Here is a 23,941-nt window from a genome sequence, read left to right on the forward strand (position 1 = left end):
CCCGCCCATCAGGTCGCCGCCGCGAACGTGATCTTCACGAAGGCTGCCGGGGTGTGAACCGCAAGGTTCGCCCGGTGCTCCGCCAGGACGACGAGGGTGTTGTCGATGAACAGCGACGCGTGGCTGTCGGTCATCAGGATCGTGATGCCCTGACGCCGCCACAGAGTCGCCCCGGCACGGAACCCGCCCAGGAGCGCCGTCCCCTGCGCCATCGCGACGGTGGTCACGACCCGCAGACCCCACAGGCGCATCGCCGCGCCCGGCTCGGTCACCGAGGTGATGACCCGGAACTGCCCGTTCGCGTCCGTGTCGAGTTCGATGTCCTGCCAGTCCAGCGGGTTCAGGATCACCGAGTCCGGCGGGTACAGCGCCAGTTCGGCCTGCGTCCGCGCCTTCCTGACGGTGATGAGCTTCGCGTCGGTGTTGCCGACACCCGGCTGGTACACGCCGATACCGGACGTGGTGAGCACGCCCTGCATCTCCGTGGTGCCGTTGCCGGTGAGGAGCTGCCGGTCCTCCTTGAACCGCAGCCCGTACGTCAGCCGGCCGTTGATGTAGCCCATCAGCTGGCCGTTGTCGTCCGCTGCCTGGCGGGTGATCGGCGTCCAGTGGGCCACGGTCTTGAGCGTGGTGGTGACCAGCTCGAACTCGAACGGCCCGGACATGGGCTTCGTCTTGCCCTCGGCGACGACCGCGGCGTTGTTCCAGGTGCCGACACCGGTCACCGGGCCGGACACGTCCCGCAGGTACTCCAGGGTCGTCCCGTCCGAGGTCTGCTGGTCGAACAGGTCGGCCACCAGGAGCGGGTAGTCCGGGTTCTCCGGGATGACCCCGGGGACGCGGGTGTTCTGGAGCGGGTAGGTGCCGGTGTTCGTGGTGCCGACCGGGGCGTCGCGGGTGTCACCGGGGGCGAAGTGCTCGCCGAACTTGCCCTGGTAGCCGCCGGCCCGGAAGGTCTCCAGGGCGCGGCTGCGGACGAAGGCTTCGGCGACGGAGACGGGGTGCTGGTTGCCGGTGTCGTCGGGCTGCATGCCGGGCTGGTCGCGGCGCTGCTGCGGGGCGTTGGGCTGGGGCTGCGGGTCACCGGCGGGGAGCGTTGCGGCGCGGAGGGCGCGCAGGCGGGCGTCGCGCTGGTTGGCCTGTTCGATCGCGGCGGCGACGGTGTCGGCGCGCTGGAGCAGTTCGTTGATGTCGCCGTCGTATGTCTCGTCGGCGAGGAGTGCGGCGATCTCGTCGCGCTGCTCGGTGAGGGTGGGTGCCGGGGGCATCAGGGCCTCCTCGGTCGTGGGGCGGGCTCGCAGCCCACCCAGCGGTCTGGGTGTCCTGCGCCCGTCTTTCACGGCCGGTGGGTCGCGCCCGGCATGCCTGTGGCTTTTACGTCCGGTTCAGGCGGCCCGGATCAGATGGGGGGAGAGTAGATCGATTCCGCAAGTGCGTGCGGGGGAGGTGTGTTGGTCGCCCCGGTGGCGGTCGTCTACCTGCGTCGTCGGCGTCGGGCGGGCAGCGACTTGTACGAGCGGGACCGGTTGGCCCAGCGGCGAGCCCATGCCTTCCGGGTGGCAAACGCCCATCGCCACTGGGCCTTGCTGCGGAACCCGCGCTTCCCGGGCATCAGGCACCCAGGCGCAGCAGCGCGGCCCGGCGGAGGCGTAGGTTCATCTGCTGCCGGTGCAGGATCTCCGTGTCGCGGCCGTGCTCCCGGTCGTAGTCCGCGAGGCGCTCGGCCAGCGTCGGCTCCCCGGTCTCGGAGTACAGGGCGCCCAGGGCGGACCGCACCGTCTTCAGCTTCGACCCGGGGACGGCGGCCATGCGCGCGGTGATCTGGGAGACCTCGACGAGGCGGGCGGAGCGGATGTTGTCGAGGACGTCGGCGCGGTCGTCGTCGCCCATCTCAGCGACCTTCTCCCACGGGGGGAGATCGGTCCGGATGAAGCCCACCGACAGCTCGCGCGCGCTTCCGCTGCGGGCCATGGCGCGCTTGTCGCGGCCGTCCACCGTGTCGTCGTACAGGCCAGCGATGTGCAGCAGGTTGGACTGCTCGTCGGCCCGGAACGTGCCGATCGGGGTGTACGGACTGTGCATCCACAGGTAGGCGTACGACCCCTTGTCGATGCCGCGCTTGAAGACGCCGGGGTGGAAGGTGGTGCCGTAGCTGTCCTTCTTGCCGTACTGGCAGGCGATCCCGTCGAAGGTGCCGTCCTGGTCTTCGCCTACGCGGAACTCGTGCGTCTCGAAGACGCGGAACTCCAGCTCGGTCATCGCTGCTCTCCCTTGGGTGCGTTGTCGGCGTAGACCTTGGCGACGCCGTCCATGACGGCGCGGTGGGACGGGGACAGGAGCGGCGCGTACCGGTACACCGCCCGGCCCTTTGCGTCCTTGCCGTCGTACTCGTAGACGACGGAGCCGTTCCCGAACGTCATGTGCCGGGGCAGTTCACCGTCGGCGTCGGGGCGGGCCATGATGTCCTGCTTGCCGTCGAACGGGCCGCGCCGCACCTCGGCGAACGGCACCCCCGGCGGGCAGTACGCCCCCTGGTACTGGACGGTCCCGGCAGGCTGGAGGATCACGGGGACCTCGCCCCGCAGCAAAGTGGCCATGGTCAGTTCTCCTCGAACTCGAAGGTCAGCGCACACCGGCACTGAATGGACTGGTTGGCGGGCGCGGCCGCGTCGGCGGGCCACCGGGACTGGGTCAGCGGAAACCGCTTGTTCATCGCGACGCTGGAGCCCTGCGCCGCCCGATGCGTGCGCCTCGTGCGCTTGTCGTCGGTCGACACCCACGTCTTCCGCACCGCACCCTGATCCAGCGCCGCCAGGAACGACGCCTGCGAGTAGCCGCCCACCGTCTCCGTACGGGCGATCATCGTCGCCCGGTAGTCGGAGAGGTTCGTGAACACCTGCTGGATCCTGGCCCGGAGCTGGGGCACGGACTCGCCGTCGGCGACACCGTGCGCGAGGAGCTGCGACCGCAGCACCTGTTCCGTCGTAGCCGTCACCTGCCCCGCCAGCTCGTCGATGCGGTCCGTCAGCGCGGTCGCCACGTCCGGCTCGTCGAGGTCGAACGACGGGCTGATGCTGACCGCACCGCGCCTCCACGCCCGCTCTACGAAGGGGCGCAGCGCGGCCGCCGTTGCCCGCCGCCAGTACCCCCCGTCGAAGATGTCGCGGACCTTGATCCGCTCCTCCCACCCGGCGGGGCCCGTCGCGACGTCCATGTCCGTCGCCCGCGCGGCCGGCACCACGTCCAGGTCCGGCGGGGCCAGCACCAGCTGCTGCTCGCGGGCGAGGGCGCACGCCTCGGCCCGGACCTCGGTCAGCCAGGCGGCCGAGCGTTCGGGCTTCTTCATCAGCCGATCGAAGTCGCGGAGCACCCGCGCCTGCTGCTCCCGGGCGAGCGCCCGCACCGCCCGGACCCCGGCCGCCTCCAGCTCGTCGTACGCCTCGTTGATGTCCGCCAGCGACGGGGGCGACGGGGCGTCGTCGTCCGCGCGCGTCAGCTCCCGACGACGCGGCACCGACGGGCCGTCCACCTGCGGCGGGACAGCACCGAGCAGCCGGGCCAACGCCGCCTCCACCGCCCGTTCGACGACGGGCCCGACGTCCGGCGCCGACGGCAGCAGGCGGGAGAAGTCGACGTCCCACGACCGCGCCTCATCGCCACCGGGTGCACCCTGGACCGGCGCCCACTGCGCCCGGTACGGGGTGAGGGTGTGGGCGCCGAGCCCGTTCGGCAGGGGCTCCTTGCCCAGCTCGGCGCGCGCCTCGTCGATCGTCAGTGTGTCGGAGTACACCGACGCCCTGGTGCGGTTGGCCACCGAGTCCTGCGCCTCCTGCAACGCCTCCACGCTGCTCAGGTCGAACTCGGCTTCTTCGGAGTCGCTGGGCAGGAGGATGCGGTCAATCTCGCTGCCGATCAGCTCCAGCTTCGGCTTGATCGTGTCCGACCACAGGGTCGCCTTTGCCGCCGCCCGGTTCTCGTACGTCGTCCCGGCGGCCAGGTAGTCGTGGGGGACACCGAACGCCATCATCACCTCGGCCGCGTTCGCCATCCGCGACTCCAGGTAGTCCATCTCCTCGGCCGTCAGCCCAACCCGGGCGTACGAGACCGGAGTACCGCCGCCGGGCGGGGACGCGACGAGGAGGTTCTTGCCCGCGTTCGCCGGGCCCTGCATGCTGCTGCGCCACGACGCCTTGGCCGCAGCGAAGGCCGACTCCTCCATCTGCCCGAGGTAGACGACGCCCGTCGGCGACGCCCCGTTCTTGTAGCTGGAGCGCTGCCACTCGCGGGCGAACGCATCCATGTCCACCGCGTGCCGCGCGGCCTTCCACGGGGCGAGACAGCCGAGCGGGTCGAACGGATGCGGGTACCGCAACCACAGCATCTCTTCCGGAAGCACGGGCACCTGCACGCCGTCCGCCCGCCGGATCACGAACCCCACCAAGTTCGCCATGGTGGGCCGCAGGTGCACAGGCTTATCGACGACAACGTCAACCTGGTCGAAGACGATGTGCGCCTCAGTCGGGTCACCGAGCCCGGTCTCACCTCGGTCCAACCAGATGAAGCTCTGCCCGGCCAACTCGCCCTGCTGGAGCATGAGGCTCTTGAAGACGCGGGCAGACATGAACGGGTTCGGCTTCTTGTTGAGCAGGTGGGCAACGCGGTGCCCATCGATGACGGTTCCGTCGGGTTGCCGTACGGCGAGCGGCACGCTGCTGCCGTTGTCGGCGATCGCCGCGACGCACCGGTATGCGACAGCCGAGTTGGAGTACCCGCGTGCCTCCGCATCCAGGTCGATGGTCAGCGACTGCTGGCCGCCGACGCTGGCCACGGTGATCGGGCGGCGCTCGCGCAGCGTGTCCAGGCCGCCGACGGCGCGGCGGCCGAACAGCGCGTCGGCCACGTCCTTGAAGCGTCCCACATGGTCCTCCTAGGCGACCGCGGCGTAGTTGCCCGCGGGGGCGAGCATGAGCTTGGTGAGGGCCCAGACCATGGCGTCGAGCCGGTCGGGGCTGTCGTCCCCGGGCACCCACGTGGTGAGCTGCTCCTCCAACTGCGGGAACGACGTGACGACGTGGGCGGCCAGCTGGTCGAAGATCGCGGCGACCGGCTCGGCGCGGGTGGCCTTGCCGCGGGTGGCGGTGACGGTGTCGTAGTTCACCGTCGGGTCGGTCTGCCTCATGGCGAGCCCGATCCAGTCGCCCCCGTTGTTGACCTCAGCGATCACTCGGTCGGCCTTCCACGCGTGGTACGCCTGCGCTGCCCGCCGCATGCACTCCTCAGGGGACATCCGCCCGGACAGGTCATCGAGGACGTACCCGTGCCGGCGGGCGAACCCGTTGCGGTCGGGGATGTACGCCTCGCCGAGCCCGGCCACGATGATGCCCATCTCGTCGGACTCGCCGCCGCCCTTCGCCGCGGGGTCGATCGCGACGACGATGCGCGTCATGGGCGGGGCCGCGCCAACACGGGTGGCGTCCAGGCCGCGCCACGACCAGAGGGCGCCCTCGATGTCGTCGATGAGCTCCCCGTCCAGCTCCTGCCGCTCCAGGCGGGTGCCGGCGTACTGCTGCACCAGCTTGGTGCGCATCATCTCGGGGAGGTGGATCGCGTCGCGGGTGCGGCCCTTGGTGGTAATCACGTCGGCGCGCTGAAGGAGGTCGCGGATCTCCTTGCGGGGCTTCGGGGTCGTGCTGGCGATGTAGTGCGGGTTCGGCCCGACGCGCAGGCCCATGGCCGAGTGGGTGAGCGCGGCACCGAGGCGGCGCATCGCCGCGGCCTCCTCCAACCAGACGAGGCACCGGTTACCTCCGGAGCGGAGGCGCTCAACGTCGTCCGGCGAGTGGGCGCCGAACAGCTTGGCCTCCGCGCCACTGGGCCACTTCACGTGGGTGCCGCCCGCGGTGGTGCGCAGCACGACGCGCGGGTCGTGGGCCTTCAGTCCGGACGGGCCGTTGACGGCGGACTCGACGGCGTCGCCCTGGGTGGGGGCGATGATCGCCATGCGGTGTCCGCCGGGGACCCGGTCGTCACACGGGGGCCCGTTGACGTGCTGCACCATGTACCTCGCGCACCCGTCCGTCTTCCCGGTGCCGCGCCCGCCGAGCTGGAGCCACATGCCGTGGGTCTCGATGGCGTCCGGGGGGACCTGCCAGGGGTAGGGGGTCCATGCGTTCCATCGCTTCGCCCAGAGCTTGGCTCGGAGCTTGCTCTCCAGCAGGTCGGCTTCCTGCTCGGTGAGTGCGGCGAGGCGCTCGCGCAGGTCGGTGACGGTCACTCGCCCAGCTCCTCAACGAGCTGGGCCAGGGCGGCCGCCCGCTCGGGGCTGATGGTGATGGCCTGCTTCGTCGGGGCGTCCAGGCCGAGCAACCGGGCGCGGCGCTCCTGGATCTTCAGGAGGCGGTCAATCGCAGCGAGGACCGGCCCGTCGTCGGGGAGCGGCGCCTCGTTCAGGGAGACGACGCGGCCGTTGGACACGGTAACGTGCTCCCGCTCCAGCACCTCATTCGCGGCTGCCTCCAGCCGGTCCAGGCGCTCCAGCTCCAGGGCCCGGACGTCCTCACCAGCTTCGCGGACGGTGGCGTCGAGGACGCGCTTCACGGCGTTGTAGGCGTCGGCGCGCTGCTTGAAGTCGAGGTGGTCGGCGATGCGCTGGTAGGTCCAGCCCTGGGTGCGGAGGCGTGCGGCTTCGGCGTCGCGTTGTGCGGTGGTGAGGGAGCGCACGAACTGGCCGTCGCCGCCGTGCGGGCGTGCCTGTGGGTCGTCCATGCCCGTCACCTCCTCCTGCCCGGGAGGGTACGGATTTCGGGCGTACCGGGATCATGAGGTGTGTTGGTCGCGGGCGTGGGTGAGGCCCCACCGACGGGGGATGGCGGTGGGGCCTCGTGTGCCGAGGGTACGGCCCGGGTCGGACAGCGGGCGGTCAAAAGCCCCAGTGCGCGAGGGCGTTGTCGACACCGCGCGCGATGTCCTGCATGAGGGTCAGGATGATCCTGCCGAGGGCGTCCATGCCGCCATCATCCCTTCTTGGGTGCGTTGTTGCTGGCCTTCTCGGCGGCCCGCTTCTGCTGCGACTCCTCGTTGCGGCGACGGAGGTCGCCGAGGCTGATGCTCTTCTCCAGGGCCATCAGGACCCCTCCTTCTGCCAGTTGATGGTGCAGTGGCCGGGGCGGTCCTCCACGACGCTGAACAGGCTCTTTGCGTTTCCAGCCCCTTCTAGGGGCGGTGGGGGAGCGGGGTTAGCTGTACTAGGCACGGACCGTGCGGCGCGCCACAGGGCGGCGGTCCCGATGGCCAACGTGGCGAGGACCCCGGCGTCCACGGAGGCGGCGTACACCCCGGCGAGCGGGACGCCGATGCCGAGGGCAATGACGCATCCACCGGCCGCAGGGCTGCCCTCGTCGGACTTCTCCTGCTCCTCTTCGGTCTCGTCGTCCGGGGTCACGCGATGACCCCGTAGGCGGCCTGCCCGGCCCAGTTGACGGCCTGGGCGAGCGGCACGGCAGCGAAGCCCGCAACGCCCGCACTGGTGCCGAGGCAGATCCCGCACCAGGAGCCGCGCTTGAGGTCGCTGCCGTACTTCGACTTCTTCGCCCCGACGATCATTCCGACGGTGAGGATGAGGACGAGGGCGGTCCCGGTCTGGGTGAGCGGAAGGTAGGTAGCGGCGTTGGCGGACCGCCCGGCCTGGCCGCCGACGCCCCAGACAAGCGCGACGTCCCCGAGCCAGTTGCTGATCCAGAGGGCGGTGTCGGCGATCCAGCCGACGACGCCGCCGACGGTGAGGATGGCGAGGACGCCGTACGCCCAGGCGAGCACGAAGGGCAACAGCTGCCCGAGGAAGGGCACCGGCTTCTTCTTCAGGGTGCGGTACCCGGGGTACCACTGGACGAGGGTGGCGATGAGGATGCAGAGGCCGACGGTGACGCCGCCGATGGTGACGATGTTCATGGGGTCCTCAGCGGAGGATGGCCGCGCCGAACGCGGCGAGGGTGAGTACGAGAGCGACGGACCCGGCGATGCGCGGCAGGTCGTCGAGGCAGACGTAGGCGAGGCCTACGAGACCGAGCACGGTGGAGCCGACGAAGAACGCGGCGGCCACGGGCCTATGCGGTGCGGCCGACGGCGGAGGGGAGCAGGGCGAGGTGCGGCTCGTGCTCCTCGATCTCCGCGCGGATGGTGCCGCGGATTGTGGAGTCGCCAACACGGCCGTGGCCGGCGGCGATGAGGGCGTCGCGCATGGCGGCGGTGCCGGGCCGGGCGCCGCCCTCGTACAGGGGGCGGACGGTGGCGCACCGGGGGTCGCGGTACCGGATCGGCGCGGGCGGGGCGGGGGCCTCGATGGCCGGGGGCGGCGGGGCTTGCTCGGGCATCGGCGGGACGGCGGCGGGGGCCGGGTCGACGGGAGCGGCGACGCGTTCGACGACGGGCGTATCGACGCTGGTCGACGGGGTGACGACGGGCGTCCGGCCGAACCAGCGGTGGACCTGCTGCATCAGCGCACCGAACGCGAGGAGCGCGGCGACCGGGGGGACGGCGGCCACAATGTACTCAAGCGGCTGCGCCCCGGCCCCGACCCCGGCGACGTTGAGGCCGATGGACCCGGCGGCTCCGAGTGCGGTGAGGGCGATGGCCCAGGGGTCGACGGTGCGGAGCCAGGAGGCGCGGAGGATCAGCAGCTCTCCGGCGAGGTAGAAGAGGTCGAGTACGGCGGGCCAGGCCCAGGCGCGTGCGGGGTCTCCTCCGAGGCCGTGTGCCGCGGCGACGTCGTGGAGGTGGTGGTACGAGAGCCAGAACGCGATGCCGGTGATGCCGATGATGATCACGGCGGCGGCGACGGCGAGGCCGATCGAGGTGGTGCGGTGGGTGCCGGGCCCGGGGGGCGGCACGCTAAAGTGCTGGTCAGCCATCGGGAGGTCCAATCTCCTGGTGGTGAGGGTCCAGACCGCGGCTGCTATCCGCGTCGTCTGGGCCCGCTTTTTTTGGTTGTTGGTCCGACCCGCTGCTATCGGTGTCGGTGCGAGCAGCAGCCTAGCTGACGGGCGTCGTCGTCGTCCAGACGGCCCGTCAGGGGCACGTCGTCGTCACCTGGTTGTCACGGGTTGGCCACTTCCGGAGACGCCGGGTCCGCCTGGGTCGTACGGTGCGCGAACGTAGACGGAGCTCTCAGGGGGACGACATGTCGCAGCAGTATCCGCAGGGTCAGCAGGGGTGGGGGCAGCAGCCGCAGCAGCCGAAGAAGAGCAGCGCCGGGAAGATTGGGCTGGGGTGCCTCGGCGTCGTGGGCCTGCTCGTCGTGGCCGGCGTCGTAGGCGTGGTGGCGTCGGGCGGTGACGACGGGGACAAGGCGTCGTCGAAGCCCGTGACGGCGGGGTCCGAGCCGTCCGCTGCGGCGCCGAAGGAGGAGGCCCCGGAGGCTGCTGCGCCGAAGGGTGCCGAGGGGGACGTGAAGATCACCGGGTGTGAGGTGAGCGACGCGACGGGGTGGCCGAAGGCGGACGTGCTGATCACGAACCGGTCGTCGAAGATGTCGAACTACATCGTGTCCGTCGAGTTCGTGGACGCCTCCGGCAAGCGGTTGGCAGACGCGATGGCCGCGTCGAACAACGTGGCGGCGGGGCAGGAGGTTGAGGAGGACGCGCAGTCCCTCGACAAGGTCACGGGGAAGGTGTCGTGCAAGGTGACGAAGGTGACCCGGTACGCGTCCTGACGGCCGTCTGAACACGACGACGCCCGTCGCCCCTGGCGGGGTGACGGGCGTCTGTGCTGCGTCAGGTCAGTGCGCCTGTGCCGGGCGGTGCAGCCAGGCGTAGGCCTCGGCCAGGTTCTTCAGGCCCTCCGCTGCGCGCGGGCTGTCGGCGTAGTCCTGGAGCTCCGCCGCCTGTGTGACGATCGCGGAGAGGATGGCTTCAAGTGCCTCGTCCTTGCCGCTGCGGTTCTGCTCGACGTGCTCGTTAAGGCTGCTCATGGTGCTCCTTGTGGCGGTTGGTGTGATGGTGTGGACGATGCCGGGGTTCGGATAGTTCCCGTACTGGTGTGGCTACTTGGGCGTTCCGTCGAGGGCGTGCCGAACCATCTCGGAAGCGTCACTCCAGCCGCGCTCGTAATCGCTGTCCGTGCACAGGGCGGGGCGGTCGTCCAGCGCGCTGCGCACCCGGTTGATGGTGGCGGTCATGGCGAGCTGGTCGTCGACGGTCTCTTGGATGTACGTCTCGTCGTCAGGGTCGAGGGCGCGCCGGATCCGGTCCAGCTCGGCGCGCAGCTGGCTTGCCTCCCGGTCCTCAGCAGTCAGCGCTGCTGCCACGGCGCGCCAGATCATTGCGTTCCGTTCGACGGTCGTGCTGGGCAGGTACTCGCCGCCGCTGCGTATGTAGGCGCGCACGGCTTCGAAGGCGGGGCGCTCGGGGTCGACGCCCGTCGTCTGCGGCCCGTCGTCGGTGGTGGCGACGGGCGGCGCGAGAGCGGATGCGTCCTGCGCGGTCCCGTCGGCGAGGGTGTCGGCGATGCGTCTGACCTGCGTCGTCAGCCGGTCGACGGCACGCAGCAGGTCACGGTGGTTCGGATCGGTGGGCATGTGGTGCTCCTTCGGCGTGGTGGTCATGACGCCATCGCCAGCTCGGGGTGCTGGGCCATGCGGCGGGCGGCGCGTTGGACGGCGGAGTGCCGGGCAACGGCGCCCCGGCAGTGCACGCAGGGGGGCTCTCCGAGGCGCCGGTGGATCGCGGCCCCGTTGACGGTGCCGCCGGCCTTGTGGGCGGCGGCGAGGCGGGTCCGGCGGGCGCGCTCCGTACGAACAGCCTGTGCGGCTCTACACGGGCCGCACGCCTCCCCGTAGCGGACGTGGGCCATCAGGGCGCTGTACGTGCCGCAGGCGGCCCGCAGGCGCCCCTCGTCGTCCACCCACGCGGTGTCCGCCGGGTTGCGGATGCGGCGCCGCTGGTGCGCGGTCAGCCCGCCCCACGTGCCGCGCTCCTCCGGGATGGTGAGCGCGTGGGTGGCGCAGGCGGTGCGGAGGGGGCAGGCGGCGCAGATCGCGGCGGCCTCGGTCTCGTAGGCCGGGTCGGTGCTGTCGAAGAGGTGGGCGGTAGCAGGGGTGCAGTTCGGGGTGGTTCCGTCGAGGAACTCGGGCAAGGTGATCATGAACGCTCCTCGGCGGGCGGGCAGTTGGCGGGGTCAGGCGGTGGCTGCGCGCCCGGTGGCCCGTGCGGCGGCGCATCGCGGGTACGGGCAGCCGGCCGCCGGGGTGGTGTGGTGCTGCTCGCACATGGCGAGGGCGTGGGTGCACTGCCCGGCGGTGAGCCGGTGCACCTCGGCCTCCAGTTCGCGGATACGGGCCTCGGCGCGGTCGCGTTGGGCTCCGGCGTCGTTCATGAGCCGGACGGCGCTCACGGCGACGCAGGCGGCCCCGTCCTGGTCGTTGACGCGAGCCTGGAGCATCCGGACGGCCCCGGCGAGTTGCTCGGCTTCCTCGGGGAGGAGTACCCCGCGGAGCAGCCGGTCGAGGAGGTGGTGGAGGCGCTCGTCGTGCTGGGGCTGGGTGGTCACCGGGCCCCCTCGGGCTGGCCGCACGTGTTCTCGTGGCGGCGGAGGTCGGCTTCGCGAGTGGCTGGGGGCTTGCGGTCACCACACCTGCCGCATTCCCAGGTGGGGCAGCCGTTGACGTAGATGGACCGGTAGCGGGCGGCGCGTTGTGGCCTCCTGGTGGTCACCGGGCCTCCTCGGGCGCGGCAGGGACAGCGGGGGTCGGCTGGCGCTCGTGTTGGCACTCACCGTCGTGGTCGTCGATGTACCGGACGCACTGCCCGTACACCACGTCGGTGTGCGCGCAGCGGATGCGCGGCTTGGGGTGGTGTGCCCCGGCGGCAGCCTCACCGGCCAGACTGCGGATGCGGTGCACGAGGCCCGTGGCGATGTCGATGGATCGGGCGCGGGCGTTCGGGTGGAAGTCGATGCCCGCGATCTCGTCGGCCACCTCGTTGAGCGCGGCGGCCCGGTCGGCAGGCGCGGGCGGGGCGGCGTGCGTGTGCTCGGCGATCACGGCAGCCCGGTACGCGTCGATGATGTGCTGCCGCACCTGCGCGTGGGCCGCGCCCTGCGTGAGCGCGTCGTACAGGACATGCTCCGCCTCGACCCGCTTCGCCGCCGGGGCCTGGTCGGTGGGGCAGCCGCAGCCCCAGTTGTGCGTCTCCGGGGACGGGCACGCGACGCCCGTGTCCTCGCTCGTGCTGGTGCCGAGGAGCTGCCGGGCCACCGCCAGGGCAGGCGCAGGCAGCACGGCCATGACGGCGTCTGCGCCCTGGGCGTACTGCGGCAGCTCCGGGTCGCGGTGCCACTTGCTGATCGCGGTCGTGAGCAAGTCGCGCAGCTGGTCGGCGGGGCGGTCAGGGGTGGTGGGCATCAAGGGCTCCAGGTGGTCGGTACGGTGTGCGGTGGGCGCCCGCCCCGGATACGCGCCGGGGCGGGCGTCTGGCTGGTCACGCGGCGGTGGGGATGCCAGCCCGTGCGGCGAGGAGCCGGAGGGCGGCGGTCGCCTGCTGGGGCACGACCCCGTTGCCGAGGGCGTGCAACTGCTGGTTGCGGGTCAGCCCGGGGACCTGGGTGACGTGGCCGGCGGGCAGGCCCATGAGCCACTCGACGAACGCGGGGCTCAGTCGATTGCGATCGTCAGTTGCCCATGGGGCTCGTCGTCCGGTGGTGTTCTCCCAGCGGGCGATGGCGGGGGCGAAGCGGCCCCAATCCGGTGCGCTACCGCCGGCAAGGCCAGGTCGCCCTTCGAGCCGCGCTGGTTCGGGCCGCCCTTCGCCCCGTCCGAGGCGCGCGGCGTCGGGAGCAGGAGCCGGCTGGCGTCCGTCAGCGTCGGCCCGTACCCCTCGCCGTAGGGCGTCCCGTCCGGCCGGAAGTTCGCCGTGTCCCTGCCGTCCGCCGCGGCCGGTGTCGGCAGCAGGTGCTCCACCTCGTCGGCCAGCGTCGGTCCGTGCCCCCCGGCCTTCCGCTTCGCCGGGTGTTGCGAGCCGCCGTTGATCGCGAGGTTCGCGGTGGGCGTCTTGAGCAGCGTCACGGTGCTCGGCAGGTCGTCCGGGTACCCAGGCCCCTTCCAGTCCCGGGCCCTGGGCGTCGGCATTCCGGGCGAGGAGGAAGAGGCGGTTGCGCTGGTGGGGAGCGCCGACCTCCGACGCGCGAACAGTGCACCATTCCGCATCGAACCCGAGGTCGGCAAGGTCGGCGAGGACGTCGGCAAGTCCGAGTCGAAGGTGATTTGCGACGTTCTCAAAGATCGCGATTCGGGGTCGTAGAACGCGAAGGGCGGTTGCGATGTGGGGCCAGATCCAGCGGGCATCAGCAGTTCCGTTCAGTTGGCCGGCGAGGCTCAGCGGTTGGCAGGGGTAGCCGCCGCAGAGGATGTCGACGGGCTCGACGGCGGCCCAGTCGGTATGGGTGAGGTCGCCGTGGTTCGGGGTGTCGGGCCAGTGGTGTGCGAGGATCTGGCTCGCCCCGGGGTCGATGTCCGACACCCATGCGGTGGTCCCGCCGAACACCTCCTCGACGGCCATGTCGAGTCCGCGGTAGCCGGAGCACACGGACCCGGTGCGGAGGCCGGGGGCGGGGGTGGCGAGTTGCCCGGGGAGGACGGTGGGCGGGGGTTGGTCGAGGAGGGCGCGGGCCCGGGCCAGGGCGGCCGTCACGCGGCGCTCCGTCGGCGGGCGAGCTGGGCGCGTTCACGCGGGGTGCAGCCGCCGCGGATGCCGTAGCGGTGGGACTTGTCTGCTCCGGCTTCCAGGGCGAGCGCCTCGGCGAGGCAGGCCTGACGGGTAGGGCAGCCGAGGCAGATCGTCTTGGCCGCACGGGACGACGCGTGGTCGCCGCGGCCCGGGAAGAACAGCTCCGGGTCGACTTGGGCGCAGATCGCGTCGAGGGCGATGGTGGGGTTCATGAGGCCACCTGCATTCCCCACTGGAACGCGGCGTGCTGCTCGGTGCTCAACTCCTGAATGTGGAGGACGAGCTGGCCGCCTTTGGCCACGGGTCCGATGCGCATGTCGGGGCCGACGACGCGGGTGTGGTCGTCGTCCTCCAGCACCCCGGCTTCGACGATCCCGTCGACCGCGGCTTTGAAACTCGGGTACCAGTTCGCGGGGTCTGCGCGGCGCTTGGACGGAGGGTGGAGCACTCCGAGGATGTACGCGTGCTGCATGACCGGGGCGGCGCCGGCCTCGATGAGGGCCCGGCGCATGACCGTGTCCTCGGAGCACTGCGCCATCGCGGCGCCGCGGATTGCAGCGGTCGTTTCGGCGCGGACCCGGTAGTGGATGCGCTGGTTCGCGTTCAGCAGCTTCAGCCCGGGGGGCAGGGCGATCGTGAAGCGGCGGAGGAGTTGGTTCACAGCAGCCTCTCCTGGACGGGTTGGGGTGGGCACTCGTGGTCAGCGATGACCGGGTGCAGTGGCGGGCCCGGCCCTGCGTGGATCGGGTGGCGCCAGACGATGCGCTGCTGCCCGAGGCGGCTGGTGACGAGGTACCAGGTGAGCCGCCCGGCAAGGCGGGCCAGGATCTCCGCCGTCACGTCGATGGGTTCCGGGTCGGCCACCACGTCGAGCGCTGCCACTCGGCCGGCACGAGCGCGCAGTACGTCAGCGCCACACCCGGGGCAAGTGCCCGGGCGCGCGTGGTCCGCGGACAGGGCGAGCTTCGCGGCAATACCGGGGTTGACCGGCTGGCGGCGGCCGGTCATCGGTGGCCGCCCATCGGGTGCGAAGGGGTTGCGAAGGACTGTGCGAAGGACTTCGCGAAGGGCCTGACCTGCGATGCGTAGGGGTTGAAGGGGTTTCCGCAGGTTCGGTTGCCGTAAGGCGATACAGAAAAGAGGTAGTGCTTGTATGTGTGACCCCTGTAAAACCCCTTCGACTCCTTCGAACCGCAGGTCAAGTCCTTCGCCAAGTCCTTCGCAAACCCCTTCGCAAGTCCTTCGCACTTGGCCATGTCAGGCCACCGGGGTGAAGTCGAAGGCGATGAGCTTGCGGCCGAACGTCACGGCCCGGCGGGTCCGGGAGTCCTTGCCCGACTCGATGTCCCGCTCGCCCAACGCCAGGGAGAACGCGGTCATCGACATCGGGCGCAGGTTCGCCGTCTCGGACCACACCTTGTAGTTGGCGTACAGCGACCGCGTCTCGACCACGTGCCCCGGGGCTTCTTCGGTCTCCTCGTCCAGCCACATGGCCAGCGGATCGGAGTTCGCGATGTGCTCGCGGGTCTTCTCCTGCACCGAGGCCGGCACGTCCAGGCCCCGCTTCTGCCACTCCAGGCACCCGGCGATGGCCCAGTTCAGGACCCCGGCCGCCTCGGTGGCCATGATCTTCTCGTCCAGCTTGGCGACCCGCTTCGACGGAGCGACGGTGACGTCCCACCCGATGTCCTGGAGGCGCCGCGCCATGCCGTGCCCGCTGCCGACGGACGGCAGGTAGTTCGTCGCCAGGTGGATCTTCCCGACGGGGCGGAAGTCGAAGAACTCGGCGCGCATGAACCGCGCCGACATGGTGTCCTCGCCGGTGAGCTGCTTCACCAGCTCGTCGTCCAGCTTCTTCCCAGCGGACGTCTCCGTCGTCGCGAGGAGCCGCTTGCCCATCATCCGGGCCACGTCGTTGGGGATGCCGTCGCCCTGCTTCGCAAGGAGCGTCGACCTGGGCACCGACTGGGCGTACTCCCCGAGGAGCGACATCAGGATGCGCATGAACACGCCCTTGCCGTTCTGGCCACCGCCGTGGTGGATGAACATGGCCTGCTCCTGCGTCGACCCGGTCAGGGTGTAGCCGACGACGCGGGCGAGGTAGGCGCGCCGCTCGTCGTCCGGCATGACCGAGTGGAGGAAGTCCTCCCACATTGGGGCGCCCGCCCCCGGGCGGTACGCCACCGAGGACTGCTGCATGAGATACAGCCCCCGGTTGTGAGCGAGAAGGTCACCGGTGGTCAGGTCGACAACGCCGTTGCCGACGTTGAGGAGCATCTCCGGCCGGTCGAAGTGGTCCATGTGGACGTGCAGCCCCGGGTGGGCCTGGAGCACCTCGCGGGCCGCGGCGAGCTTCGGCCGCATCCGCTGCTGCCGGGCGAACTTCTCGAACCGTTCCCGCTCGGAGAGCCGCTCGTCCTTCGTCGGCTTCTCACCTGGCTCGAACACCGGCTGCTCATCGCTGTAGTTGTCCGCCTCCTCGGGCAGCGCGTTGATTGTGGCGACGACTCGGGTCCACACCGCGGTGTTCGCGCCCTTGAACGTCCACCGCCCGTTTTCGTAGGTGGCCCACTGCTCGGTGTCCTTGATCCACCGCACCTCGGTGCCGAACCGGTCGACGACACGCTGCGCGTTCCCGATGTCGTCCCACTCCCGCGCGGGCATCGGGGCCGGCAGCTCAACCGCAGGCTCCCGCGGTGCCACCCAATTCGGGGCGGGTGCCGCCGCCGTGGTGGTGGTGTCGTCCGGGGCGATGAGGTCGGCCAGGTTCACCACGGTCGGCCAGCTGCTCGCCCGGGCCACCGGGGGCCACGGGCTGCGCGGGTGGGCGATACCTGCGGTGAGCCCGGAGGAGATCGCGGCCACCGCCCGCCCTTCCGGGTGGTTGCCGGCGCGCGCCGCGGACAGCAGGGTCTGCCGGGCCTCGCCCTCGGTCAGCGCCCCAGCACCGACGAGGGTGCCGACGCTGAACGCGGCCCGGTTGATGGTGTTGTTCTGGTCCCCGTTTGGGGCGCCGGTGATCGCGTCGCACTCGGCCTGAACGGCCCGCCGGGTGTACGCGTCGTGCCGGTCCGCAGGGACGATGATGGCCGGGGCGCCAGCCGGGGCCTGCGCCGGTACCGGGCGGGCGAGCAGCGCGGTGAGCAGCCACTCGGGCAAGGCCACCGGGGGCTGCTCCTCGTCCTCCAGTTCGTACGTCACTCCGGTGGCGTGGACTGATCCGGGGCCGATGACGAAGGCGTTGCCGGAGCGGACGTCCCCGTCGAACAGACCCTGCAGGGAGCCGAGCCGGTTGCCGAGCTTCACGTCCCCCGGGGCCCAGTAGTAATCGTGGTAGCCCTTCGCGGTACGGACCCGCATGGTCGGGGTGTGCTGCTGCCCGAGCTGGGCGGCGACGTCTTCGATCGCCCGGGGCCGGTCGCTGTCGACGACGAGGAGCTGCTCACCCTGCGGCCCGGCGCACGCCCCGACGTAGATGCCGACGTTGCGGAGCTGGGTGCCGAAGTCGCGGTGGACCTGCTGCTCGTCACGGGTGTGCCCCTTGGTGAACGGCACCGTGGGGTGCTTGCCCCGGTCGACGCAGGTCTCCGGGTCGTGGCCGCGGCCGATGCCAGCGCACTGGGCCAGCCCCGGATGGTCCGCAGTGAACACGGCGAATCCGTGCCGGACGAGCCAGAGTGCTCCGTCGAGCGGTGTGGCGCGGGCCATGGTGCTGGTCTCGCTCAAGGTGCCTACTCCTTGCGTGGTGCCGTGTAGCTGGTGTGAGTGCCTCGGGCGGGAGTCGATCCCGCGCCCTCGCGGCGTGGATGCCGAGGCTGTGTGCTGGTGGTCCGCCCGCCACGGCGATGCGGGGAGGTCAGCCGTGGCGGGCGGCGCCTGGGGTGGTGCCGCCTAGAACGGCGGCGGGGTGGTGGCCGCGGCGGCCTGCTGCTGGGCGATGAGTGCCGCGGTGGCCGGGTTGGCCATGGCCGCCTGGAGCTGCTCCGGGGTGAGCCCGGGGATGGCCGCGGGCGGTGCGGCCGCCGGGGCGGGTGCCGGCGGGGTGTACTGCTGGGCGGCGGGCGGTGCCGTGTACTGCTGCTGGGGCGCGGCGGTGCCCGGGTCCGGGGTGTGCAGGGCGTTCGCCGCGGCGGCGACGTACTGCGCGGTGTACTGCTTCGGCGGGCTGAAGCCGCGCTGCGTCGCGGTCCCGTCGTGCGTGTAGGTGACGGTGAGGGTGCCGCCAACTTCCAGGCCGCGGGCTCCGGCGGTACGGACCGCGTCGGCGATGGCGTTCTTGAGCTGGCCCTTGACGAAGAGCCGGCGGCGCCCGTCGTCCTCCTCGTTCTGCGGGTCCCGCTCGTCGGTCTGGACGGTGACGACGAGCTGCATCATCGGGTTGCCGTCGCCCCAGAACTTCTTCGACCCGTCCTTGATGTCGCGCTGCTGCTCAACGGTGGGCCGCTCGGTGATCCGGCCGGAGAGGACGGTCCCCGGGGTGGGGAACTTGGCGCTCGGGGCGCCGCCTCCGCCCATGAGGAAGTCGTCGGCGGAGGGGACCTGGTGCTGCTGCTGCGGGGTGGTCATTTGCTTCTGCTCCTGCTGGTTGTGGTGGACGCCGACTGCGGTTGAGCGGCGGGTTTGTGGGGCCTGCGGGTCAGGCGATGAGCGCTTCGAGGGAGGCGCCCGCGTTGGCGTTCTGCACCCCGGGGCAGCCGATGGTGAGGTCGGTGGATCCGGGCTTGAGCCAGGGGCAGAACCGGCAGTTGGGCTTGTCGGGGATGGGGATGGCGGCCCAGTTCTCCGGGTGGAGGTCGGGCTCCAGCTCCATGGCGCGGGCCCGGATGCGGTCCAGCCGGGCGAGTGCCTGCTCGGCGACGCCACGGTCGTACGGCTCGGACCAGACGTGGACCTTCAGCTCGTGGTAGCGGGCGATGAAGGTGACGGCGACCCGGGTCGGGGGGTGCCCGGCGTTTTCCTGGCCGAGCCCGTAGAGGTGGGCTTGGATGCGGTACTTCTCGCCGGGTCCCTGCCGCCGGTACTTGTCGTGGGACGACTTGCCGACGAGCTTCCAGTCGTTGTTCAGCTGGGCGAGCCGGTCGTACAGATCCGAGCTGCCGGCCAGGCGGGCGCCCTCAATCGGGCTGTCCCTCACGGTGACGCGTTCTTCGATGCGGTACCGGGGCGTCCCGTCGGCCATGACGGTTTGCCGTGCTTCGAACTTCTCGGCCATCCACATGTGGAACCCGGTGCCGATGATCGCCGCAATCGGGTCGCGGTTCTCGTTGGTCTCCGGCCAGTCGAGCATCTTGTACGAGAGCTGCCGCTCGCACGGCTCGCCGACCTCGGACGGGCCGATGGCCTTCTGCTGCGACCGGCCGGCGTTGGCGTCCGCGTCGATGATGAACTGCCTGATGCGCTCGGCCAGGATCTGGCTGTACTCGTCGTTCCCGGTGGCGATCACAGGACCCTCCCGAGGGTGACGAGTGCGGCGATGGCGAGCAGCGCGTAGAAGACGAGCGCGAGGCCAGCGACGCAGCTGATCGCGACGCCTCCGGTGCAGGTGCAGTCCTCGAACGTGCGGCGGCAGGTCGGGCAGGAGCGGGCGCTCACGCGGCACCTGCCGCACGCTGCGGCGGAACGGCCTTCGGTGCGGCGGCGGCCCGCAGCTTGCGCGTCAGCTCCAGCGCGGCCGGGCCGTACAGCGGGACCCGGGACGAGGCGCGCTCACCAAGGTCGGCGATGAGGTTCTCGGTGAGGAGGCGGCCCTCCATCGGGACATGCGGCATGTCGGCCATGCCCAGGTCCGCCAGCTCGTGGAGCCTGTCCCACAGTCCGGTGTCGGCCGGGTCGAGGAGCGCGTCGATCACGTCGCCGATGACCAGGTCGCGCAGCGCGGCCAGGTCGAGGACGACACCGGTCGGGATGGTGCGGACGTAGATCGGGATGGGCCCGGTGACGGGCTTCTGGTCGTCGGTCATCGGTGGCCTCCGAGGTGGCGGTGCAGGAGCTCGGCGAGGTGGGTGAGGGGGTGGTGTCCGTCGAGGACGAGGACGAGGGCGATGGCGCACAGGGCGTATGCGGCGGTTGACCCGGCGACGATCTGCCAGCCGGTCACAGGGCACCGTCCGGGGCGCACGGCGTGAGGTTCGAGTGGGCGTCCTTGCCGCAACCGCAGCGGTAGCCGGACGGCCCGTACGCCAGCGGGTCGGGCGTCGCCTCGGGGAGGTCGCGGCCCAGAGCTTCGGCCACCTGCCGCTTGTACGTGCAGACCGAGCACGCCTCGCCGTACGTGTAGCCCGCCCCGCAGGACTGGCACGTCTGGATCGGCGCGGGCGTCAGCGCCTCCAGCTCGGCGACCCTGGCCCGCAGGGTAAGGCCGTACGCCTTCCGACCGTCAGCCTCCTTGCGCCACGACACCGCAGCCTTCGCGATGTGGTCGCACCTGGCCTCCAGCCGGGCGTACGCCTGCTTGAGACCGGCCAGTTCCTCGCGCAGGGCCACCAGCTCGGCCGCCGACTCCGGGGACTGGAGCAGCCCCGCCGCCTCCAGAGCGGCTGCGATACCCGCCGGGGTCTGCCGCTGCTTCTGCGCCGCCAGCACCACCCCGGCCGCCGCGCTCACACGCTTCGCGTTCACAGGGTCACCGCCGTGGCGTCCGCCGCCGCGTACAGCACCGCAACCGCGCACTCCGTCGTACGCCCGTCCACCTCGGCCCAGTCGTCGACGTGGTCCTCCAGGTCGAACAGGTCCCCGAACTCCGGGCCCTCCCCGTCGACCTCCAGCCGCAGCGCGAGAACCGCCACCGCCTCGTCGGCCAGCAGCGAGTACGAGCGCGGGTCACCCACCACCGCGCACCGCAACGCCGCCGGGATCGACAGCGGACGGGACGCGTACGGGGTGGTCTTGTCGGACAGGGCGTTCGGGAAGTAATCCCCGCCCTGGTACAAGCCGTTCGCCGCGAGCAGCCGGGCCGCAGCCCGGAACGTCGCAGCCACCGTCGTCGGCCGGGGAAAAGCCACGTCCACGTGGACCGTGCGCCGGTGACCGGCGGGCAAGTCCGTGGGAGGGATACTCTGTACGGACACGATGTCCTCGTCTCTCTGGTGGGTGAGGGTGTCGTCGGGGTCGACCGGGTTGCGTCCGGGCCGGCCCCGCTTTCATGTGCGGGTCAGGCGGCCTGAGCCGGCCGAGGCTGCGCAGCCGCAGCAGCCCGGGCGGAAGCGAATGCCGCCCGCAGGTGCTCCAACTGCTCAGTGCTCAGCGGCGGCGCCTCATCGACAAGGCGGCTGATGGATGCCAGGACCGTCGGGCCAAGGCGGCGCTCAGCGGCAGACCGGTCGAACGCTGGCGTGCTCATGCCGTGTCCGCGTGGACGACGGCCAGTGGTGCCGGGTTGGCGCGGCAGACGGGGATGAAGAGCACCAGCAGGTCGACCCCGATACGCGCCGCGATGTCAACTGCGGTGGACTCGGGTACCACCTGGACTGCGCCAGTCAGCAGACCGCCGACGGTGCCGTGGGCGATGCCGATGTCTGCCGCCAGCTGGCGGGTGGTGATCCGCTCACCGGTGCCGGTGCGCCTCATCAGATCCCGCAGGCGAGCCCGGCTGAACAGGGTGTACTTCGTGGCGTCGTCGCTCACATCAACCTCTTACAACAGGGTGTTGTTCTGGTTGGACACGAGAAGCGTCGCACACGATGAACGCTGTGTCCATCTCCTGCAACAGTGAGATTCGGAACCGGCCATTGCGCCTATGCGCTCTGGCGCCGGTGTTGCATATCGTGGACACTCTGTTCGGCGCGTGAGATGACCTAGCGGCGCCACCAGGGGGGATGTCGGGCATTCCCCCTCAGTCACATGAACACCCGCGGGCTCATGACATGACACGGAGTGGCAGGATGAACCTCATGGCCGAACACGACGCACCCGCGCGGACGGACCTGTCCGACCTCGTGCGCGCCCGCAGGCAGGAGCTACGGCTCAGCCTCCGGGCCGTTCAGGACCGGACGGTTGACCCTGACACCGGCGAGCCCCAGGTGAAGTACAGCTGGATCGACCGCCTGGAAAAGGGGCAGCCGGTTATCCCGCCGCAGTACCCCCAGCTGCGCGCCCTCGCCTCCGCGCTGGAGCTGCCGCTCGGCCGGGTCCAGGACGCGGCCGGCAGCCAATTCTTCGGCATCGACGTGGTGTGGTCCGAGTCCAGCGACGCGCGCGCCTTGGTGCGCCGGGCGGACCGCATGACCCCGGAGCAGCTGGAGCAGCTGCGTCGCCTCATTGATGCCATCGCGCCACCGGAGTGACGCTCTGGCATATGCAGTGGCCTCAGCTTGTACGCGCGGTAATCCTTGCGCGCTCACGGTAGTCAGAAGCTGTTCAATGCGGCACCATTGCGGTCTGCCTGGCGGGCATGAGATTCCGGTAACCTGCACGAAGCTGGGGCGATCGAACTAGTGAGCGAATCCAGCGGAGGGCACACACGTGGGGGTCAGATGTCTGGCGGCGAAGTACAAACCGGGAGTGCCCGTATCGTGCTCAGCGATCTCGTACCCGATGGAAGGACCATGGTGGAGGTCGTGCGCGGTGGTGACACCGTGATCTGCGTCCGCCGCGGCGAAATGAGCGAAGCCCTGGTCGAGGAGTGGAACCAGCACCTGGCCCACGCCACCCGGTCCGGCTGTTGGCTACGCGCGGAGACAGGCGAGGAGCCTGCCGGTCGCCCACCCCTCTGAACTTCAAACAGCACGAGAAAGCAGCGCCCTTTAAGGGCGCCTTTTTCGTTGCTTCGATCTCGCCGTGGCGTGTGCGGTCCTCGGTGCGGCCGAGCGGATCGACCCCGCCTCCATCGCCGACGTGGTGATGATCGGCGAGCTGGGCCTGGACGGCCGGGTCCGTCCCGTACGGGGAGTGCTCCCGGCCGTCCTCGCGGCGGCCGAGGCCGGATACCAGCAGGTGGTCGTCCCCGAGCAGACGGCCGGGGAGGCCGCGCTGGTGCCGGGCGTCTCGGTCCTCGGCGTCCGGAGCCTGCGGCAGCTCATCGCCGTCCTCTGCGACGAACCGGTGCCCGAGGAGCCCGTCGACGACCGGGGGCGCCCCGACGCGATGCTCGCCGGACTGATGGTCCCGGGCACCGGCCTCGGCGCCGGCCTGGCCCCGGCCTCCGCACGCGGCGAGGGCCACACCCCGGACCTGGCGGACGTGGCGGGACAGCCGCGTCCCCGCAAAGCTCTGGAGGTGGCGGCGGCCGGGGGACACCATCTGCTGTTCTCGGGTCCGCCGGGCGCGGGCAAGACCATGCTGGCCGAGCGGCTCTCGGCGGTCCTGCCGCCACTGACCCGGCAGGAATCCCTCGAAGTGACGGCGGTCCACTCCGTGGCGGGCATCCTCCCCCCGGGTGAACCGCTCGTCTCCCGGGCGCCGTACTGCGCCCCGCACCACTCGGCGACGATGCAGTCACTGGTGGGCGGCGGCAACGGGATGCCGAGGCCGGGAGCGGTCTCGCTGGCCCACCGCGGAGTGCTCTTCCTGGACGAGGCCCCGGAGTTCTCGGGCAAGGCCCTGGACGCGCTGCGGCAGCCGCTGGAGTCGGGCCATGTGGTGGTGGCGCGGGCGGCGGGGGTGGTGCGGCTGCCGGCCCGGTTCCTGATGGTGTTGGCCGCCAACCCGTGCCCCTGCGGGCGCCACACCCTCACCGGCGCGGGCTGCGAGTGCCCGCCCTCGGTGGTCCGCCGCTACCAGGCGCGCCTGTCCGGCCCCCTCCTGGACCGGGTGGACCTGCGGGTCGAGGTGGAGCCGGTCGACCGCGCGGACCTGCTGGAACAGGGCGGCCGGGGCGAGCCCACGGCGGTGGTGGCCGCACGGGTTCGGGAGGCCAGGGCGCGGGCGGCGGAGCGGCTGGCCGGGACGCCGTGGACGACCAACAGCGAGGTCCCCGGCCATGAGCTGCGGACCCGCCTGCTGGCGGCCCCCGGGGCGCTGGCGGCGGCGGAACGGGACCTGGAGCGCGGACTCCTCACGGCCCGGGGCTTGGACCGGGTGCTGCGGGTGGCCTGGACGGTGGCCGACCTGAGGGGCGCGCCCCGCCCGGAGGACCGTGACATCGCGGTCGCCCTGGAGCTGCGGACGGGCATCCAGCGCGGGGCGCCGATGGAGATGGGGGCGCTGTGAGGAGGCTGGGGGAGGAGGGGCCTTCGCGGGAACCGGTCGCTGAGGGGCTGTGGCAGGAGCCGGTGCTCGGGGCGGCCTCG

At 71.4% G+C, this 23,941-nt stretch carries 31 protein-coding genes and 2 pseudogenes; 3 read left to right on the forward strand and 30 right to left on the reverse strand.

The window, feature by feature from the left end; all coding sequences use genetic code 11:
• Positions 1–8: 8 nt before the first annotated feature.
• The 10 genes from GTY67_RS26155 to GTY67_RS26200 form a co-directional block, all read right to left on the reverse strand.
• Entirely contained in the window at positions 9–1,268 is a 1,260-nt protein-coding gene (locus GTY67_RS26155) for a phage major capsid protein (RefSeq protein WP_161280482.1), read from the reverse strand.
• Between the two features lie 343 nt (positions 1,269–1,611).
• Complete coding sequence (locus GTY67_RS26160; protein WP_161280483.1) at positions 1,612–2,259, reverse strand: HK97 family phage prohead protease; 648 nt, start codon at positions 2,257–2,259, stop codon at positions 1,612–1,614.
• Complete coding sequence (locus tag GTY67_RS26165; RefSeq protein ID WP_161280484.1) at positions 2,256–2,597, reverse strand: hypothetical protein; 342 nt, start codon at positions 2,595–2,597, stop codon at positions 2,256–2,258. Before GTY67_RS26165 ends, GTY67_RS26160 begins: the two co-directional genes overlap by 4 nt.
• Positions 2,598–2,599: 2 nt before the next feature.
• Positions 2,600–4,918 carry a phage portal protein gene (locus GTY67_RS26170; protein ID WP_161280485.1) on the reverse strand — a complete coding sequence of 773 codons (2,319 nt, stop codon included), beginning with the start codon at positions 4,916–4,918 and terminating at the stop codon, positions 2,600–2,602.
• A 9-nt stretch (positions 4,919–4,927) separates the two neighbouring features.
• Entirely contained in the window at positions 4,928–6,274 is a 1,347-nt protein-coding gene (locus GTY67_RS26175) for a terminase family protein (protein WP_161280486.1), read from the reverse strand.
• Entirely contained in the window at positions 6,271–6,765 is a 495-nt protein-coding gene (locus GTY67_RS26180; protein WP_161280487.1) for a hypothetical protein, read from the reverse strand. Before GTY67_RS26180 ends, GTY67_RS26175 begins: the two co-directional genes overlap by 4 nt.
• Before the next feature lie 358 nt (positions 6,766–7,123).
• The gene (locus GTY67_RS26185) at positions 7,124–7,441 is read right to left on the reverse strand and encodes a hypothetical protein (RefSeq protein ID WP_161280488.1); all 318 of its coding nucleotides are present in this window, start codon (positions 7,439–7,441) and stop codon (positions 7,124–7,126) included.
• Entirely contained in the window at positions 7,438–7,947 is a 510-nt protein-coding gene (locus GTY67_RS26190; protein WP_161280489.1) for a hypothetical protein, read from the reverse strand. Before GTY67_RS26190 ends, GTY67_RS26185 begins: the two co-directional genes overlap by 4 nt.
• Positions 7,948–7,954: 7 nt before the next feature.
• Positions 7,955–8,098: a hypothetical protein gene (locus tag GTY67_RS26195; RefSeq protein WP_161280490.1), complete on the reverse strand. Its 144-nt coding sequence runs from the start codon at positions 8,096–8,098 to the stop codon at positions 7,955–7,957.
• Positions 8,099–8,102: 4 nt separating this feature from the next.
• A complete protein-coding gene (locus GTY67_RS26200) occupies positions 8,103–8,906 on the reverse strand; it encodes a DUF2637 domain-containing protein (RefSeq protein ID WP_161280491.1) in 804 nt (267 codons plus the stop codon).
• A 269-nt stretch (positions 8,907–9,175) separates the two neighbouring features.
• Between GTY67_RS26200 and GTY67_RS26205 the strand changes: the two genes are divergently transcribed.
• Positions 9,176–9,706: an FxLYD domain-containing protein gene (locus tag GTY67_RS26205; RefSeq protein ID WP_161280492.1), complete on the forward strand. Its 531-nt coding sequence runs from the start codon at positions 9,176–9,178 to the stop codon at positions 9,704–9,706.
• 66 nt (positions 9,707–9,772) lie between these two features.
• Here the strand turns inward: GTY67_RS26205 and GTY67_RS26210 are convergent, their stop codons facing one another.
• From GTY67_RS26210 to GTY67_RS26295, 20 genes and pseudogenes are all read right to left on the reverse strand, one after another.
• Positions 9,773–9,964, reverse strand: a complete 192-nt coding sequence (locus tag GTY67_RS26210) for a hypothetical protein (protein WP_161280493.1) — start codon at positions 9,962–9,964, stop codon at positions 9,773–9,775.
• Positions 9,965–10,036: 72 nt separating this feature from the next.
• Positions 10,037–10,570, reverse strand: a complete 534-nt coding sequence (locus tag GTY67_RS26215; protein WP_237502924.1) for a hypothetical protein — start codon at positions 10,568–10,570, stop codon at positions 10,037–10,039.
• Between the two features lie 23 nt (positions 10,571–10,593).
• On the reverse strand, positions 10,594–11,136 hold the full coding sequence (locus GTY67_RS26220) for a WhiB family transcriptional regulator (RefSeq protein WP_161280495.1): 543 nt from the start codon (positions 11,134–11,136) through the stop codon (positions 10,594–10,596).
• 33 nt (positions 11,137–11,169) lie between these two features.
• Positions 11,170–11,541: a hypothetical protein gene (locus GTY67_RS26225; protein WP_161280496.1), complete on the reverse strand. Its 372-nt coding sequence runs from the start codon at positions 11,539–11,541 to the stop codon at positions 11,170–11,172.
• A gap of 160 nt (positions 11,542–11,701) precedes the next feature.
• Entirely contained in the window at positions 11,702–12,394 is a 693-nt protein-coding gene (locus GTY67_RS26230; protein ID WP_161280497.1) for a hypothetical protein, read from the reverse strand.
• Between the two features lie 76 nt (positions 12,395–12,470).
• Positions 12,471–12,620, reverse strand: coding sequence for a hypothetical protein (locus GTY67_RS35175; protein WP_237503069.1), 150 nt, complete (start codon positions 12,618–12,620; stop codon positions 12,471–12,473).
• A 23-nt stretch (positions 12,621–12,643) separates the two neighbouring features.
• Positions 12,644–13,054, reverse strand: coding sequence for a hypothetical protein (locus GTY67_RS35180; RefSeq protein WP_343238766.1), 411 nt, complete (start codon positions 13,052–13,054; stop codon positions 12,644–12,646).
• Positions 13,055–13,166: 112 nt separating this feature from the next.
• Positions 13,167–13,547, reverse strand: a pseudogene (locus GTY67_RS35185) (DNA cytosine methyltransferase); the annotation flags it as partial.
• 128 nt (positions 13,548–13,675) lie between these two features.
• Positions 13,676–13,927, reverse strand: coding sequence for a WhiB family transcriptional regulator (locus GTY67_RS26240; RefSeq protein WP_161280499.1), 252 nt, complete (start codon positions 13,925–13,927; stop codon positions 13,676–13,678).
• Positions 13,924–14,376 carry a hypothetical protein gene (locus tag GTY67_RS26245; protein WP_161280500.1) on the reverse strand — a complete coding sequence of 151 codons (453 nt, stop codon included), beginning with the start codon at positions 14,374–14,376 and terminating at the stop codon, positions 13,924–13,926. The genes GTY67_RS26240 and GTY67_RS26245 overlap by 4 nt, the downstream gene beginning before the upstream one ends.
• A complete protein-coding gene (locus GTY67_RS26250) occupies positions 14,373–14,597 on the reverse strand; it encodes a hypothetical protein (RefSeq protein ID WP_161280501.1) in 225 nt (74 codons plus the stop codon). Before GTY67_RS26250 ends, GTY67_RS26245 begins: the two co-directional genes overlap by 4 nt.
• 375 nt (positions 14,598–14,972) lie before the next feature.
• Positions 14,973–17,441: a phage/plasmid primase, P4 family gene (locus tag GTY67_RS26255; RefSeq protein WP_161280502.1), complete on the reverse strand. Its 2,469-nt coding sequence runs from the start codon at positions 17,439–17,441 to the stop codon at positions 14,973–14,975.
• 165 nt (positions 17,442–17,606) lie between these two features.
• Positions 17,607–18,281 carry a hypothetical protein gene (locus GTY67_RS26260; protein WP_161280503.1) on the reverse strand — a complete coding sequence of 225 codons (675 nt, stop codon included), beginning with the start codon at positions 18,279–18,281 and terminating at the stop codon, positions 17,607–17,609.
• Positions 18,282–18,351: 70 nt separating this feature from the next.
• Complete coding sequence (locus GTY67_RS26265) at positions 18,352–19,158, reverse strand: hypothetical protein (RefSeq protein ID WP_161280504.1); 807 nt, start codon at positions 19,156–19,158, stop codon at positions 18,352–18,354.
• The gene (locus GTY67_RS26270; protein ID WP_161280505.1) at positions 19,155–19,307 is read right to left on the reverse strand and encodes a hypothetical protein; all 153 of its coding nucleotides are present in this window, start codon (positions 19,305–19,307) and stop codon (positions 19,155–19,157) included. The genes GTY67_RS26265 and GTY67_RS26270 overlap by 4 nt, the downstream gene beginning before the upstream one ends.
• Positions 19,304–19,675 carry a hypothetical protein gene (locus tag GTY67_RS26275; protein ID WP_161280506.1) on the reverse strand — a complete coding sequence of 124 codons (372 nt, stop codon included), beginning with the start codon at positions 19,673–19,675 and terminating at the stop codon, positions 19,304–19,306. Before GTY67_RS26275 ends, GTY67_RS26270 begins: the two co-directional genes overlap by 4 nt.
• Positions 19,672–19,812, reverse strand: a complete 141-nt coding sequence (locus tag GTY67_RS26280; RefSeq protein ID WP_161280507.1) for a hypothetical protein — start codon at positions 19,810–19,812, stop codon at positions 19,672–19,674. Before GTY67_RS26280 ends, GTY67_RS26275 begins: the two co-directional genes overlap by 4 nt.
• Positions 19,809–20,333, reverse strand: coding sequence for a hypothetical protein (locus GTY67_RS26285; RefSeq protein WP_161280508.1), 525 nt, complete (start codon positions 20,331–20,333; stop codon positions 19,809–19,811). Before GTY67_RS26285 ends, GTY67_RS26280 begins: the two co-directional genes overlap by 4 nt.
• The gene (locus GTY67_RS26290) at positions 20,330–20,716 is read right to left on the reverse strand and encodes a hypothetical protein (protein WP_343238767.1); all 387 of its coding nucleotides are present in this window, start codon (positions 20,714–20,716) and stop codon (positions 20,330–20,332) included. The genes GTY67_RS26285 and GTY67_RS26290 overlap by 4 nt, the downstream gene beginning before the upstream one ends.
• A gap of 334 nt (positions 20,717–21,050) precedes the next feature.
• Entirely contained in the window at positions 21,051–21,338 is a 288-nt protein-coding gene (locus GTY67_RS26295; RefSeq protein WP_161280510.1) for a hypothetical protein, read from the reverse strand.
• Between the two features lie 257 nt (positions 21,339–21,595).
• On the opposite strand from GTY67_RS26295, the gene GTY67_RS26300 reads away from it, so the two are divergent.
• Together GTY67_RS26300 and GTY67_RS26305 are read left to right on the forward strand one after the other, a co-directional pair.
• Entirely contained in the window at positions 21,596–21,997 is a 402-nt protein-coding gene (locus GTY67_RS26300) for a helix-turn-helix domain-containing protein (RefSeq protein WP_161280511.1), read from the forward strand.
• 481 nt (positions 21,998–22,478) lie between these two features.
• Positions 22,479–23,861: pseudogene (locus GTY67_RS26305) on the forward strand (ATP-binding protein); the annotation flags it as partial.
• Positions 23,862–23,941 lie beyond the last annotated feature (80 nt).

This window comes from Streptomyces sp. SID8374, assembly GCF_009865135.1.
In the GTDB taxonomy this organism is placed as follows: domain Bacteria; phylum Actinomycetota; class Actinomycetes; order Streptomycetales; family Streptomycetaceae; genus Streptomyces.

Coding starts and splice junctions, on each gene's coding strand:
- GTY67_RS26155 (WP_161280482.1), bottom strand. CDS start 1,268: ATGCCCCCGGCACCCACCCTCACCGAGCAGCGCGACGAGATCGCCGCA.
- GTY67_RS26160 (WP_161280483.1), bottom strand. CDS start 2,259: ATGACCGAGCTGGAGTTCCGCGTCTTCGAGACGCACGAGTTCCGCGTA.
- GTY67_RS26165 (WP_161280484.1), bottom strand. CDS start 2,597: ATGGCCACTTTGCTGCGGGGCGAGGTCCCCGTGATCCTCCAGCCTGCC.
- GTY67_RS26180 (WP_161280487.1), bottom strand. CDS start 6,765: ATGGACGACCCACAGGCACGCCCGCACGGCGGCGACGGCCAGTTCGTG.
- GTY67_RS26190 (WP_161280489.1), bottom strand. CDS start 7,947: ATGAACATCGTCACCATCGGCGGCGTCACCGTCGGCCTCTGCATCCTC.
- GTY67_RS26200 (WP_161280491.1), bottom strand. CDS start 8,906: ATGGCTGACCAGCACTTTAGCGTGCCGCCCCCCGGGCCCGGCACCCAC.
- GTY67_RS26205 (WP_161280492.1), top strand. CDS start 9,176: ATGTCGCAGCAGTATCCGCAGGGTCAGCAGGGGTGGGGGCAGCAGCCG.
- GTY67_RS26210 (WP_161280493.1), bottom strand. CDS start 9,964: ATGAGCAGCCTTAACGAGCACGTCGAGCAGAACCGCAGCGGCAAGGAC.
- GTY67_RS26215 (WP_237502924.1), bottom strand. CDS start 10,570: ATGCCCACCGATCCGAACCACCGTGACCTGCTGCGTGCCGTCGACCGG.
- GTY67_RS26220 (WP_161280495.1), bottom strand. CDS start 11,136: ATGATCACCTTGCCCGAGTTCCTCGACGGAACCACCCCGAACTGCACC.
- GTY67_RS26230 (WP_161280497.1), bottom strand. CDS start 12,394: ATGCCCACCACCCCTGACCGCCCCGCCGACCAGCTGCGCGACTTGCTC.
- GTY67_RS35175 (WP_237503069.1), bottom strand. CDS start 12,620: ATGGGCCTGCCCGCCGGCCACGTCACCCAGGTCCCCGGGCTGACCCGC.
- GTY67_RS26240 (WP_161280499.1), bottom strand. CDS start 13,927: ATGAACCCCACCATCGCCCTCGACGCGATCTGCGCCCAAGTCGACCCG.
- GTY67_RS26260 (WP_161280503.1), bottom strand. CDS start 18,281: ATGACCACCCCGCAGCAGCAGCACCAGGTCCCCTCCGCCGACGACTTC.
- GTY67_RS26275 (WP_161280506.1), bottom strand. CDS start 19,675: ATGACCGACGACCAGAAGCCCGTCACCGGGCCCATCCCGATCTACGTC.
- GTY67_RS26300 (WP_161280511.1), top strand. CDS start 21,596: ATGAACCTCATGGCCGAACACGACGCACCCGCGCGGACGGACCTGTCC.